Below are 12,167 nucleotides of genomic sequence, written 5' to 3'. Positions count from 1 at the left end.
GCTAGTGCTGCTCGTAGGTGCCGTGAATGACAGCGCGGGCGATCGCATGCCCAAACAAGTTGAAGCCCAGATACGCCGGGGTAGCGCTCTCCGGCAGCTCCAGCTTCGGCACGCTCACGGCGTGCACGGCGATGTAATACCGGTGCGGTCCGTGACCGGCGGGCGGTGCCGCCCCGATGTACCGCTTGAGGCTCGCGTCATTGGCCAACGTGATCGCATCCCCCGGCAAGTCGCTTCCGTTGCCCACGCCAGCGGGGAGCTGCGTCGTAGTGGCGGGCAGGTTCGCCACCGCCCAGTGCCAAAAGCCCGACGCGGTGGGCGCATCGGGGTCGTACACCGTGACGGCGAAGCTCTGCGTTTCCTCGGGGAATCCGGACCAGCTCAGCTCGGGCGAGACGTCCTGTCCCCCAGCACCCATGATTCCGCTTACCTGCTCGATGCCGAGCGGCTGTCCATCGGTGACGCTGGCAGATGTCAGGGTGAAGGTCGGCAACTGCGGCAGGGAGTCGTAGGGAGAGGCCATGTGGGCGTCCTTTCAGTCGGGTGTGATCAGTGGTTAAGCAGGAAGTGCTGAAGAACCTTGGTACCGAACGTCAATGCGTCGACGGGCACGCGCTCGTCCACGCCATGGAACAGTGCGGCGAAGTCGAGCTCGGGCGGCAGCTTCAAGGGTGCGAAACCATAGCACCGAATACCTAACCGGGCGAACGCCTTTGCATCAGTTCCGCCGGACAGCATGTACGGCACGGTGCGGGCATCGGGATCGAATTCCAGCACCGCGGCATTCATCGCATCGACCAGGTCGCCGTCGAACGTTGTCTCGTAGGCGGGGAGTAACTGCACCCATTCGCGTTCGACATCGGGCCCGATGATTTCGTCGACCTCACGCTCGAAGGCCTCCAGCCGTCCGGGCAGCACCCGGCAGTCGATCACGGCCTCAGCGGTCGCCGGTATGACATTGGCCTTGTACCCGGCCTTGAGCATCGTGGGGTTCGCGGTATCGCGCAGGGTCGCGCCGACAATCTTGCCAATCGATCCCAACTTGGCGACGGCGCCCTCCAGATCCGGTGAGTCCGGGTCGAAGTCGTAGCCGGTCTCCTCGGCGACCGCTGCAAGGAACTGAGTCACCGCTTCGGTCAGCACCAAGGGGAACCGATGCCGGCCCAGTTTGGCGACGGCTTCGGCGACCGCCGTGACGGCGTTGTCCTCATGCACCATGGAGCCGTGGCCGGCCCGCGCCTTGGCGGTCAACTTCATCCACGCGATGCCCTTCTCCGCCGTCTCCAGCAGGTACAGACGCCGCTCCCCACCTTCCTTGCGCGGCACGGTGAGCGAGAAACCGCCCACCTCGCCGATGGCCTCGATGACACCCTCGAACAGGTCGGGACGGTTGTCTACGAGCCACTGAGAGCCCCACTTGCCACCGTTCTCCTCGTCCGAGACAAATGCCCAGACCAGATCGCGCGGGGGTACCGTCCCGGATTGTTTGAACCACCGGGCGATCGCGACCATCATCCCGACCATGTCCTTCATGTCGACCGCGCCGCGGCCCCACACATAGCCGTCGGTCACCGCCCCCGAGAAGGGGTGCACGCTCCAGTCGGCGGCCTCTGCGGGAACGACGTCCAGATGGCCGTGAACGAGCAGGGCACCACGCCCCCTGTCGGCCCCGGCCAGACGCGCGAACAGGTTTCCGCGGCCAGGTGCGCCCGCCTCGACGTACTCACAGGTGTATCCGACCTCTTCCAGCTGCTGCTGGATCCAGCGGGCACATTCGGCCTCGCCCTTGGTGGTTTCCAGCTCTCCGGTGTTGGAGGTGTCGAAGCGGATCAGCGTGCTGACCAGTTCGACGACCTCGTCCTCGGGCGCCGGATTCTCAGAAGTCACAACTACCTTTCCTACCATCGACGGACGCCGCACACCGGGCGCGGGCAACCGGTTTGGGCCTTGTGCAGGGTTTCCGCTAGCCTATGACGGCAACCACGGGCCATAGTGCCCGCACTTGGTTTGAGCACAGCGCGGAAATTCCGCCTACGTGCCCAAACTGGAGCAAGAGGTCCGAGTGGCGGAATGGCAGACGCGCTAGCTTGAGGTGCTAGTGCCCTATTAACGGGCGTGGGGGTTCAAGTCCCCCCTCGGACACACACGACTGAGACGAGCGAAGCCGCTTTTAGCCGCCGCGCGACGTCAGATTGATCAACGGCAGATAGACGGTGTCGAACAGCTCCGCGAGCTTGTCGCCGTCAAACTGCTTGCGGGTGAAGAACAGCTCATGGCGCATGAGCGCAAGGATGCTCGTCGCCACAGGCAGCGGAATGTCCTCGGGACCGATCTCACCGCGCTCGCGCGCCTCGGCCAAGGCCTGCAGCACCGTGTGGTCGACCCACCCGGCGATTGCCGTCGTCATGTCGCCGGCCAATTCGTCGTCGGCCTCGGCCAAGAGGCAGCGGTAGTTGGCGACCCCGATGAGCTGCAGCTCCCGGAGCAAGGCCCCCAACAGTGCCAGCACGTCTTCACGCAGGGAGGTGGCCGATGCGAGCCGCGCGGGTGGGTATCGCAGCGTCGGCAGCGCGTCGGCGACCATGTGCGCGCGGGATCGGTAACGGCGGTACAGCACCGGCTTGCTGGTCTTGGCCCGACGGGCCACACCCTCAAAAGTAACCCCGGAGTAGCCGTGCTCCTTCAGCTCCGCGTACGTCGCGTCGCGGATTGCCGACATCAGTGTTTCGTCGCGCCGCCGTGTCCCGCCGTCCGCCTGCGACGCTTCCGCGCTCTCCTTCACGCCTCCAGTAGACACGTTGCGTATCTTACGCCGTGATACGATCAATGCACACAAGATACGGTCCGTTTCTTATAGCAGACTCTTGCCGCCAGGAGTGCCCAAGGAGAGGAAACCCATGAGCGTCGTTCTGCCGACGGTGGCCGATTTGAGCCCCGTACAACGAGAAGCATTCGAGCTGTTCCCCGCCAATCTGACCCGGGGCCTGGTGATGACGAGGAACAGCGCCAAGCCCTACCTCACCTTGGGTCTCTCCTTTAGAGACGGCGAGTTGTCCGCCGAGACCAGAGAATTGGTCATCTTGCGTGTCGGTGCGGTCACGCGCGCGCAGTACGAGATACACCACCATGCTCCGGAGGCACAGCGAGTCGGAGTGCCAGCCGAGGTGATCGACGCGGTGGTGTCCGGAGCGGACTCCTTCGGCGATGAGCGCCTCGCCGCGCTCATCGGTTTCGTCGACGAACTCCTTGCCGGGATCACGGGCCCACCCGCGATTACCGACGCTGTCCAGAAGTTCTACTCAGACAACGAAGTCGCCGAAATCGTGCTGCTCACTGGGCATTACGTGATGACAGCACTCTTCCTCAAGACGCTGGGCATCACTGCCGATGGCGAGGGCGCGACGCAGGACATCCTCACCACCGCTACGAACACATTGCGTTCAGAAGAGGGGCAGAACTGACATGACACAGGATTCTGCGTTCCACAAGGGACTCGTCCAACTCGGCGGTGGCGCACACGTTTTCCTCTCCGGCGACGAGGGCTTCGGGCTGGCCAACGCGGGTCTGGTGGTCAGCGATGGCGAATCACTGGTCGTGGACACCCTTTACGATGTGCGGCACGCACAGGAGATGCGTGATGCGTTCGGGCAGCACACGGCCACCGCCCCGGTGCGCTATGTCTTCAACACGCATACCGACGGCGACCACTTCTTCGGTAATCAGGTATTCGCCAACGATGTCGAGATCATCGCCACGGACGCCGCCAGTGCGCTCATGGTGCAGGAGCACGCCGACCTGACCGCCGAGCTCCTGGGCGGCAGCGCCAACCCGTCATCACCTATGCACGTGTTGGCTCCACTGGCCAAGCCCTTCTGCTTCGATGAAGTACGCGTTCGGCCCGCGGACACCACGTTCTCGGGCGAGAGGGCGCTGCGGGTGGGCAAGCTCGACGTCGAGTTGCATGAGCTCGGTCCGGCCCACACCGTCGGAGACGCGATCGCCTTCCTCCCCGAACACAAGGTGCTTTTCTCCGGCGACTTGCTGACCCATGCCATCGTGAAGGTCGTCTGGTCGGGTTCGGTCCCTCACTGGATCGCCGCGTTGGAGCGTATCCGCACCTTTGGCGCCAAAACCGTTGTGCCCGGTCATGGTCCAGTGCTGGTCGACGCCGAGATCGACGCGGCCATCGATCGCGGCATCGCGTTCTGGTCGGACTTACACGAGCAAGCGAACCGTCTCTACGACCAGGGCACTCCCGTGGAGGACGCGACAGCCCGCATCGATGTCACGAAATATCCTGAAGCGACGGTCACTTTGCCGATCATCATCGCGGCGATCTACCACGAACGCGACCCCGAAATCCCCTTCCAAAGCCTCACCCAGGCACTGGAATCCATCTCAGGTCAGCTCGCCAAGGCCGCAGCCGATCCGAGGTAGAAGCGAGTCTGGTCAGCCTGCCGCGTTGGTACGCAACGGTGGACATTGCCCTTCGGCATCGGCGGTGAGTTCGTAGTGCCACTTCTCGTTGGCGAAGACCTGACACAGACCGAATTGCGTACTGTTCCTTAGCATCCAGTCGTAGGCCGACGCGGGACCGATGTCGACGGCCTTGCCCTGCACATGATGCGATTCGTCGGGAGTGGCCACCCACTGCCGGGCCACCGCCAGGCTTCCGTACGTCTGTACCGCGTCATCGAGTAACTGCTGTTGGAAAGCCCGTGACCGCCAGCCTGACGTGATCACAAGTGTCACACCGTCGACCGCCGCGCTATTGGCGGCGTCCTGGACCGCGCGGAGCAGCGGAGGGTCCAGCCTGATGACCGCTAGAGAAGTGGTGTCGAATGGGCTGACCGGAGCAGACAACGCGCCCCCGTCCGGCTCCTCGCCGAGCGTGCCGGACGACGGAGGCTGCGGGACAGTCGTCTGGGCCGTCACCAGGACAATGCCGGCCACCGCTTCCGGGTGGCCGCTTACGGCCGGGTCCGTGGCGTGGCATCCCGACAGGCTAAGTGTCGCAACGACGACCGCCACGCTCACGACTGCTCTACGCGACATTGGCAAGGGTCCCGTCACGAGCGGTGTGGCTCGTCCTCGTCCTCGTCGTCAACATCGAACTGCTCGTAGGTCTCTTCGGCAGACGGATGGATGTGGGCCGCGGTGGCGGCCTCCTTGAGGCTGACAGCGGCGGGGGCCGTGCTCTCGTGTACCGCCGGGATCACCGATGTCTTGGTCGAATCTGCTTCTGCCACATCGGTTACCGAGTCACCGCCGGCCTGATCGGCCGAGGCAGTTCCGGACTCGTCGGTCCCCTGCTCGTCGGACTCGTCGTCATCGCCCTCGGCGTCCGGGTCGGACTCCTCATCGGATTCCAGCGCGCCGGCGTGCCGGTCCCGAATCGCGTCGACAATCATGAGCACCACGCCAATGGCGGCTGCGGCGATACACACGAAGGCAAGAACTTCATTACTGGTGACCACTGCTGTCACCAGGGCCGCCAGACCGACAGCGGCCAACACCAATGCGACGATCAGCATCGCGAATCACTCCTCATACGTGCCGCGAGCATAGACCGATCTAAATCAGTAGTTGTTCCCACGGTTGAACTGGCCGAAACCGGCTTCCTTGGATGCGTTTTCATTCGAAGCACCCGCATCGACGGGCGCTGCGGAACCGCGCTGGCCAAGCTCCTCGAGCTGAGACTCCAGGTAGGTCTTGAGCCGGGTGCGGTACTCGCGCTCGAATGTACGCAACTGCTCCAGACGCCCTTCCAGCACCGTGCGCTGCTGGTTGATGGTGCCCATGATCTCCGAGTGCTTGCGCTCGGCATCGGATTGCAGGGCATCGGCCTTCTCCTGCGCCTGGCGCAGCTGGGTCTCGGAACGGGTCTGGGCATCCGAGAGTAGCGCCTCTGCTTTCGCCCGTGCGTCGGTGACCGTCTTATCGGCGGTGGCGCGAGCCTCGCTGACGATCTGGTCCGCATTTGCGCGAGCATCGGACAACAACTTTTCCGACTCGGACTTGGCGTTCCCGGTCAGACGGTCCGCGGTGTCCTGTGCCAGGCCCAGGATCTTGGCCGCGCGGACATGGTGTTCCTCGGTCGACGCCGCAGCCGGGGCGGCCGCCACGACGGGTGCCGGTGTGGGCTCGGGCTTAGCGGGCTCGGGCTTCTTCTCGGGCTTGGGGGCCTCGTAGACGGGAGCCGCGCCGCCACCCTTGCGGGCCTCGACCAACTCCTGGTCCAACTCCTGAACCCGCTGACGCAGGTCCGAGTTCTCCTCGATCAGGCGGGCCAGCTCGTTCTCCACCAGGTCGAGGAAGGCGTCAACCTCGTCCTCGTTGTATCCGCGCTTACCGATGGGTGGCTTACTGAACGCGACGTTATGTACATCAGCTGGTGTAAGCGGCATTGCCTGCCCCTATCAAGTCTCGACGTCTGGAATCGTATTGCAGTGTAAAACGAACGTGCCGTGTCACTGTAACTGGCGTCCATCCTGTCACATCCGACCCGCCGGTCGCAGCAGAGCGCGTTAAGTATCCCTCTGACGTGCATAAAAATACTCTGAGGCTTTGGATATGACGCGCATTCGTATCCAGATCGATGTGAGTTGAATACCGAAATTCAGCGTCGCTGGAGGCTTAGCCAGCGGCCATCAGGAACGCCACCCGCATGCCAAAGAATCCGACCAAAAGCAGCAAAGTAATGGACAGATCGAATCGCACCGCGCCAAGCGAGAGTGGCGGAATGAGGCGGCGCAATAACCGCACAGGAGGGTCGGTGACGGTAAAGATGAGCTCCAGAATCACCACAGTGGCGCCTCGCGGGTGCCAATCGCGGCTAATGGACTGAATGGTCTCGATCACTATGCGCGCGAACAGCAGCAAACAGAAGAGCAGAAGCGCGTAGCCAATGATCTCAAAGAACAGTGCCAAGGGACCCCTCATCGGGCAAGCGTGAACAATCACGCGCGGGCTTCTTAAAACAGCTTCCTCAGCCTACCGGCAGGCCCCGTCGGGCCGCCCACCACACAACGAAACCCCTGGACCGCGCCACCGGGTCAATCACCTGCAACTTATGGTTGCATATCACCCCTTGCGGCACTACAGTAAAACGCAACCGATTGTTGCGAGTTGGGAGAGACATGTCATACGAACGCATCGAGCGAGAACTTCACATCGACGCGGCGCCGGAGGTGGTCTTCTCCGTCATCAGCCGCCCGGAACATATGAAGCAATGGTGGCCGGACGACGCAGAGTTCGCCCCGACCCCGGCGGCGCGGGGCGAGATCACCTTCAGCGGCGAGGAACCCGGCGAGGTCCAGATCTTCGGGCTCACGCTCGTCGACGTCGATCCGCCGCGGCGGTTCTCGTTCCGTTGGTGTTATCCCGAGGGGCACGTGGCGAACGCTGGAAATTCGCTACTGGTGACATTTGACCTCACACCGGCGGGGACGGGCACCCGGGTGCGCATGACCGAGGTCGGCTTTCGGGACCAGGGCCGAACCGAAGCCGACGTCATCGAGCAGTACGAGGCGCACGAGGAGGGCTGGGCGCGGCACCTGCCCCGCCTCGCTCCCTGCGTGGGCGAGCTGGCGGGCCGGCCATGACGACAGCCGTCATCGACGACGATCTGTGGGCGGCGGTCGGCGATCCGACCCGCCGGCGGGTCTTCGACCTCATCTTGACCGACGGCATGGCCACGGCCACAACGTTGAGCGATCGCCTTCCGGTCACCCGCCAGGCCGTGACCAAACACCTCGCGGTCCTCGACAAGGCCGGCCTGGTCCACGCCACCGCCAACGGGCGGGAGAAGCAGTATCGCGCCAACGCCGAACAAGTCGCCCGCATCGCCGAGCAGCTCACCGCGGTGGGAGCGGCATGGGATCGACGGTTGGCGCGGATCAAACAGCTCGCCGAGACCATAGAGAGGGCAACATCATGAGGACTCCCCCGATCGTGTCGGCACAGGATTGGGCAATCGCGCACCAGCAGATGCTCATCGAGGAAAAGGCGTTCACCCGGGCCCGCGACGCCCTGGCCGCCAAACGCCGGCGCATGCCGTGGACTGAGGTGGACGCGTCCTACCGGTTCGAGGGACCAGAAGGCCCGGTAACCCTCCTCGACCTGTTTCAGGGTCGCCGCCAGCTCATCGTCTACCGCGCCTTCATCGACCCCGGCACGGGCGACTGGCCCGAACATGGGTGCACCGGCTGCTCACTGATGGCCGACCACATCGGCAATCTGGCCCATCTGAATGCCCGCGACACCACACTCATCTACGCCTCGCGCGGATCGCAGGCGGACCTGGAACGCATCAAGGCACGGATGGGCTGGCATCACCCCTGGTACACCATCGCCGCGGACAGTTCCTTCGACCGCGACTTCGATGTCGACGACTGGCATGGCACCAACGCATTCATCCGCGACGGGAATCGGGTGTACCGCACCTATTTCATCAAGAACCGGGGCGACGAGGCGTTCAACAACACCTGGACCTTCCTCGACATGACGGCGCTGGGCCGCCAGGAGACATGGGAGGACTCGCCGGAGGGCTACCCGCAGTCCCCCGCATATGAATGGTGGGACTGGCACGACGAGTACGGCTCACACGAGCCCTCGCGCTGGTTCGGTGACCCGGATCCCGACGATCCACACGATCCGCGCCCCGCGAAGTCCTGCCACTAACGACGAGTGCGAGCCTGGCGCGGAATTGGAGACCAATTTCCGCGCCAGGCTCGCACTCGGCTAAAGCTCTTTACTGGTAGGAGTAGAAGCCGCTCTCGGCGATCCGGCGGCGCTCCTCGGCGCTGACGTCGATATCGGACGGAGACAGCAGGAAGACCTTCGTCGCGACCTTGTCGAACGAGCCGCGCAGCGCGAACGCGAGCCCGGCGGCGAAGTCCACGACGCGCTTGGCATCGGCGTTGTCCATCGACACCAGGTCCATGATCACCGGGGTGCCGTCGCGGAAACGCTCACCAATGGTGCGGGCCTCGCTGTAATCCTTGGGGCGCAGCGTGGTGATCTTCGACAACGGGCTTCCCTCTTCGAAGATGGCGGCGCGGCGCGGATCCATGGCCAGCGCGCCACGGGTGGGGGCGCTACCCCGTAGCGAGCCCAAACGCGGTGCCGGACGATCGAATTCGCGCGGTGCCGGATGGCGGGTGGCAAAACGGTCTTCCTCGGCGTAGCCCGCCGGGCCAGCCGGTCGGTAGCCGGGCTCGTCGTAGCCGTACTCGGCATCGTCGGCGAACCGCTCGCCACGACGCGGGTACCGACGGTCCTCGGCGGACGCGCGGCGGGGCGCGGGAGCGTCGACATCGTCGTAATACTCGTCGTCGTAGTCGTCCATGGGAGCCATGCCGAAGTAGGCCTTGACCTTGTGCAGCGTGCTCATCGCGTGACCTTCCGTGCGTGGGCTATATGGAGTTCAGTTGTTCGCTCGGTCTCTACAGCTGTGTTGCAAATGTGACTGGAGTGACGATCTACCGTGACGTTAGCGGTCGTTGCCCCATCAACGCCGTTCCGACACGCACACAAGTGGACCCATATTTAATGGCGGTCTCCAGGTCGTTGGACATTCCTGCCGACAAGCGATTCGCGTGTGGATAGCGCTGGCGGACGCGTTCGTGTTCTTGCTGGAGCCGATGAAAGGCCTGGTCGGGATCGGCCTCGCGCGGAGGCAGAGCCATCAGGCCGGCGAGCTCCAGATGCTCGCTGGCGACCACCTGCGCGCATAGCTCGTCGATCCCCGCGAGGTCCGCGATATCCACCCCGCCCCGGGTGGTGTCACCGTCCAGGCTGATCTGGAGATAAACGTGCAGCGGCTCGCGCTCCTCCCCCGCCCCGCGACCCGCATCCAACGCGGACACCAGCCGCGAGTTGTCCACCGAATGCACCGAATACGCCCAGTGCGCAACCGACTTCGCCTTGTTGCGCTGCAGATTGCCCACCATGTGCCAGTGGATATCCGCGTGGCCGACCTGCTCCACCTTGGCGGCGGCCTCCTGATCTCTCGATTCCCCGAACGCGCGGCAGCCCAACCGATACAGCTCCTCGACGTCGGACGCCGGGAAAAACTTGGTGACGGGCAGCAATTGGATGTCGTCGGGATCGCGGTCGGCGGCCCCGGCGGCGGCGCGGACCCGCTCCCGCACCGCGTCCAGTGCGGTGCTCAGTTCATCGGCACGAGACATCAGCTGAGCCAGATCACCGATGCCAGTCGGCCGGTGCGCGGCTCCCGGCGATAACTGAACAGATCGGAATCCTCCACGGTGCACCGCGGATCGATATCAATGGCCGTTACGCCCAATCCGGCGAGCTGGCGGGCAATTCCGGCACGCAGATCCAGGCCCGGCGTGCCGGCCGAAGTCGTGGTGCGACTCCCCGGCAGCGCCGTCTCGACATCCGTGGCCATATCGGCTGGCACCTCGTAATACCGACCGCTTACCGCCGGCCCGAGAAAGGCCGAGATACGGCCGACCTCCGCACCGGCTTCCACCATGGCGTCGACGGTGCGCGGCACGATGCCGAGTTTGGCGCCGACCCGACCGGCGTGGGCACCCGCGATGACTCCCGCGCTCGCATCGGCGAGTAGCACCGGGACGCAGTCCGCGGTCAGGACCGCGAGCGCGATACCGGGTTCGGTGGTCAACAACGCGTCGGTGTCCGGGATAACCGATGTGCCGGGCCCCTCGACGCGGTGCACGTTGTCGCCGTGAACCTGCTGCATCCAGATCAGATGATCGTCCGGTAAGCCCAGCGCGCCCGCGAGGCGTGACCGGTTAGCAGCCACCGCATCGGGGTCGTCACCCACGTGATCGCCGAGGTTGAAACTGTCAAAAGGTGCGCGTGACACGCCACCACGCCGGGTGGTGGTGACACGTCGAACTCGAAAACCCATACGTCAGAGGGTAGTTCGTCGGTTAAACAGCAAGCCGTCAGCGCCGCATGAAGGGTGGCACGTCGACGTCGTCCTCGTCGCCGCCGAGCGTCACCGTGGCACCGTTGGTGTCCCTGGGCAGGCTCTGCGCGTCGATGGTGTCGAAAATGCTGGTCCCGTTGGAGCCGTTGACCTGACCGGCCTTACCGGGGGCGACTGTTCCCGGAGCAGCCGTGCCGCTGATGGGCTTGCGGCTGGGGCCACCCGCGTCGAAACCTGCGGCGATGACGGTGACCCGCACCTCGTCACCCAGGGAATCGTCAATGACCGTACCGAAGATGATGTTGGCTTCGGGGTGCGCCGACTCCTGCACCAGCGAGGCCGCTTCGTTGATCTCGAACAGACCTAGGTCGCTACCGCCGGCAATCGACATCAGCACGCCTTGCGCGCCTTCCATCGACGCCTCGAGCAGCGGCGAATTGATCGCGGTCTCTGCGGCTTTGAGTGCCCTGCCGTCGCCACGGGACGAGCCGATGCCCATCAGGGCACTACCGGCCCCGGACATGACGCTCTTGACGTCGGCAAAGTCGACGTTGATCAGACCCGGCGTGGTGATGAGATCGGTGATGCCCTGGACGCCGTTGAGCAGCACTTCGTCGGCGCTGCGGAATGCGTCCATGAGCGATACCGCGGCGTCGCCCATCTGCAGCAGGCGATCGTTGGGGATGACAATGAGGGTGTCGCAGCTCTCGCGCAGCGAGCCAATTCCGTTCTCGGCCTGGCCACTGCGGCGCTTGCCCTCGAACGAAAACGGCCGGGTGACCACACCGATGGTCAACGCACCGAGCTTGCGCGCGATGCTGGCCACTACGGGCGCACCACCGGTACCCGTGCCACCGCCCTCACCGGCCGTGACGAAGACCATGTCGGCACCCTTGAGGAGTTCCTCGATCTCGTCCTTGGCGTCCTCGGCGGCCTTGCGCCCCACGTCGGGGTCCGCACCCGCGCCCAGGCCGCGCGTGGAGTCGCGGCCGACGTCGAGCTTGACGTCGGCGTCGCTCATCAACAGCGCTTGCGCGTCGGTGTTGATCGCGATGAACTCGACCCCCTTGAGGCCGTGCTCGATCATCCGGTTGACGGCGTTGACGCCGCCGCCACCGATGCCGACGACCTTGATCACCGCGAGGTAGTTGTGTGGAGGCGTCATGGTCGCCTTCCTCCCTGGTTGCTGCCGTGGTCTGGGTAGCTAGAGCCTCTCTGCAAACTCTCAACCTCTACCTCAGGCTTA

16 protein-coding genes and 1 tRNA gene are annotated in these 12,167 nt (G+C 64.5%); 6 read left to right on the top strand and 11 right to left on the bottom strand.

Translation table 11 applies throughout. The features are described from left to right. Window position 1: 1 nt before the first annotated feature. Window positions 2-523: a YbhB/YbcL family Raf kinase inhibitor-like protein gene (locus B4394_RS19020; protein ID WP_078311788.1), complete on the bottom strand. Its 522-nt coding sequence runs from the start codon at window positions 521-523 to the stop codon at window positions 2-4. Between the two features lie 26 nt (window positions 524-549). Further along, a complete protein-coding gene (locus B4394_RS19015; protein ID WP_078315956.1) occupies window positions 550-1,905 on the bottom strand; it encodes a M20/M25/M40 family metallo-hydrolase in 1,356 nt (451 codons plus the stop codon). Window positions 1,906-2,056: 151 nt separating this feature from the next. Here B4394_RS19015 and B4394_RS19010 point away from each other — a divergent pair. Next, window positions 2,057-2,142, top strand: a tRNA-Leu gene (locus B4394_RS19010). Between the two features lie 28 nt (window positions 2,143-2,170). On the opposite strand, the gene B4394_RS19005 is transcribed toward B4394_RS19010, so the two are convergent. Further along, window positions 2,171-2,719, bottom strand: a complete 549-nt coding sequence (locus tag B4394_RS19005; RefSeq protein ID WP_078315976.1) for a TetR/AcrR family transcriptional regulator — start codon at window positions 2,717-2,719, stop codon at window positions 2,171-2,173. 178 nt (window positions 2,720-2,897) lie between these two features. Between B4394_RS19005 and B4394_RS19000 the strand changes: the two genes are divergently transcribed. Continuing rightward, a complete protein-coding gene (locus B4394_RS19000; protein ID WP_078315955.1) occupies window positions 2,898-3,461 on the top strand; it encodes a carboxymuconolactone decarboxylase family protein in 564 nt (187 codons plus the stop codon). Between the two features lies 1 nt (window position 3,462). After that, window positions 3,463-4,437, top strand: a complete 975-nt coding sequence (locus B4394_RS18995) for an MBL fold metallo-hydrolase (protein ID WP_078315954.1) — start codon at window positions 3,463-3,465, stop codon at window positions 4,435-4,437. 12 nt (window positions 4,438-4,449) lie between these two features. On the opposite strand, the gene B4394_RS18990 is transcribed toward B4394_RS18995, so the two are convergent. The 4 genes from B4394_RS18990 to B4394_RS18975 all read right to left on the bottom strand — a co-directional run bounded on the left by B4394_RS18990 (window position 4,450) and on the right by B4394_RS18975 (window position 6,930). After that, the gene (locus B4394_RS18990) at window positions 4,450-5,055 is read right to left on the bottom strand and encodes a M15 family metallopeptidase (RefSeq protein WP_078315953.1); all 606 of its coding nucleotides are present in this window, start codon (window positions 5,053-5,055) and stop codon (window positions 4,450-4,452) included. Window positions 5,056-5,069: 14 nt separating this feature from the next. Continuing rightward, window positions 5,070-5,534: a hypothetical protein gene (locus tag B4394_RS18985; protein WP_078311793.1), complete on the bottom strand. Its 465-nt coding sequence runs from the start codon at window positions 5,532-5,534 to the stop codon at window positions 5,070-5,072. A gap of 45 nt (window positions 5,535-5,579) precedes the next feature. Then, complete coding sequence (gene wag31, locus B4394_RS18980; protein WP_078311794.1) at window positions 5,580-6,407, bottom strand: DivIVA-like cell division protein Wag31; 828 nt, start codon at window positions 6,405-6,407, stop codon at window positions 5,580-5,582. A 229-nt stretch (window positions 6,408-6,636) separates the two neighbouring features. After that, window positions 6,637-6,930, bottom strand: coding sequence for a YggT family protein (locus B4394_RS18975; protein WP_030095510.1), 294 nt, complete (start codon window positions 6,928-6,930; stop codon window positions 6,637-6,639). Window positions 6,931-7,139: 209 nt separating this feature from the next. On the opposite strand from B4394_RS18975, the gene B4394_RS18970 reads away from it, so the two are divergent. Genes B4394_RS18970 through B4394_RS18960 form a run of 3 tightly spaced genes read left to right on the top strand, consistent with a single transcriptional unit; the run spans window position 7,140 to window position 8,682 of the window. After that, window positions 7,140-7,604, top strand: coding sequence for an SRPBCC family protein (locus B4394_RS18970; protein ID WP_078315952.1), 465 nt, complete (start codon window positions 7,140-7,142; stop codon window positions 7,602-7,604). Then, window positions 7,601-7,939: an ArsR/SmtB family transcription factor gene (locus tag B4394_RS18965; RefSeq protein ID WP_078311796.1), complete on the top strand. Its 339-nt coding sequence runs from the start codon at window positions 7,601-7,603 to the stop codon at window positions 7,937-7,939. Before B4394_RS18970 ends, B4394_RS18965 begins: the two co-directional genes overlap by 4 nt. Continuing rightward, window positions 7,936-8,682 carry a DUF899 domain-containing protein gene (locus B4394_RS18960; RefSeq protein ID WP_078311797.1) on the top strand — a complete coding sequence of 249 codons (747 nt, stop codon included), beginning with the start codon at window positions 7,936-7,938 and terminating at the stop codon, window positions 8,680-8,682. Before B4394_RS18965 ends, B4394_RS18960 begins: the two co-directional genes overlap by 4 nt. Window positions 8,683-8,752: 70 nt before the next feature. Here B4394_RS18960 and B4394_RS18955 read toward each other — a convergent pair whose 3' ends face one another. From B4394_RS18955 to ftsZ, 4 genes are all read right to left on the bottom strand, one after another. Beyond that, window positions 8,753-9,394, bottom strand: a complete 642-nt coding sequence (locus B4394_RS18955) for a cell division protein SepF (RefSeq protein ID WP_078311798.1) — start codon at window positions 9,392-9,394, stop codon at window positions 8,753-8,755. Window positions 9,395-9,482: 88 nt separating this feature from the next. Beyond that, window positions 9,483-10,193: a YggS family pyridoxal phosphate-dependent enzyme gene (locus B4394_RS18950; RefSeq protein WP_078315951.1), complete on the bottom strand. Its 711-nt coding sequence runs from the start codon at window positions 10,191-10,193 to the stop codon at window positions 9,483-9,485. Next, entirely contained in the window at window positions 10,193-10,900 is a 708-nt protein-coding gene (pgeF, locus tag B4394_RS18945) for a peptidoglycan editing factor PgeF (protein ID WP_078315950.1), read from the bottom strand. The genes B4394_RS18950 and pgeF overlap by 1 nt, the downstream gene beginning before the upstream one ends. Window positions 10,901-10,937: 37 nt before the next feature. After that, window positions 10,938-12,086, bottom strand: coding sequence for a cell division protein FtsZ (ftsZ, locus tag B4394_RS18940; protein ID WP_078291569.1), 1,149 nt, complete (start codon window positions 12,084-12,086; stop codon window positions 10,938-10,940). Window positions 12,087-12,167: the final 81 nt, after the last annotated feature.

Origin of the sequence: Mycobacterium sp. D16Q16 (assembly GCF_002013745.1) — a bacterium.
Lineage (GTDB): Bacteria > Actinomycetota > Actinomycetes > Mycobacteriales > Mycobacteriaceae > Mycobacterium.
The sequence above is the reverse complement of the archived record's forward strand: the minus strand, read 5'-3'. Positions and strand labels throughout refer to the sequence as shown.